2 pseudogenes are annotated in these 644 nt (G+C 67.5%); one reads left to right on the top strand and one right to left on the bottom strand.

The features are described 5' to 3' along the window. Nucleotides 1-183 (top strand): annotated as a pseudogene (locus CCN37_RS40220) (primosomal protein); the annotation flags it as partial. A 58-nt stretch (nucleotides 184-241) separates the two neighbouring features. Here the strand turns inward: CCN37_RS40220 and CCN37_RS29915 are convergent. Continuing rightward, nucleotides 242-644, bottom strand: a pseudogene (locus tag CCN37_RS29915) (adenosine deaminase); the annotation flags it as partial.

The raw sequence follows: 644 nt of genomic DNA on the forward strand, positions 1-644 counted from the left end.
CAGTGGGCCGACGACGACCGCGTGGCCAACGCGCTGTCCTCCTCGGAGCCGCTGGGCTGGATGGTCTCCTTCGTGCTGCGGCCCGACCCCACGCGGCTCGCGCCGAGCGCGCCGTTCACCGCCGAGGTCGGCGTGTGGCAGGAACTGGTCGGCAATCTCGAAGACCGGCTTCGCAAGCACTAGTCCCGAGAACGACAAGGGCCCCCGCCGAATGTGGCGGGGGCCCTTTCTCGCGCGGGGGTCAGCCGATGAGTTCGGCGTATCCCGGCTTGATCACGTCGTTGATGAGCGCGAGCCGCTCGTCGAATCCGAGGAACGACGACTTCATCGCGTTCACCGTGAACCACTGCATGTCGGCCCAGCCATATCCGAAAGCCTCGTGCAGCGCGGCGAACTCACCGGAAACGGTGCAGTTGCTCATCAGTCTGTTGTCGGTGTTCACCGTGACGCGGAAACGCAGTTTCGCGAGCAGGCCGATCGGGTGCTCGGCGACGGAGGTCGCCGCGCCGGTCTGCACGTTGGAGCTGGGGCACATCTCCAGCGGGATGCGGCGGTCCCGCACGTAGCCCGCGAGCCTGCCGAGGTGGACGGTGCCGTCCTCGTCGACCTTGATGTCGTCCATGATCCGCACGCCGTGGCCGAGC

It is taken from the genome of Allokutzneria sp. NRRL B-24872 (genome assembly GCF_002155965.1).
GTDB lineage: Bacteria > Actinomycetota > Actinomycetes > Mycobacteriales > Pseudonocardiaceae > Allokutzneria.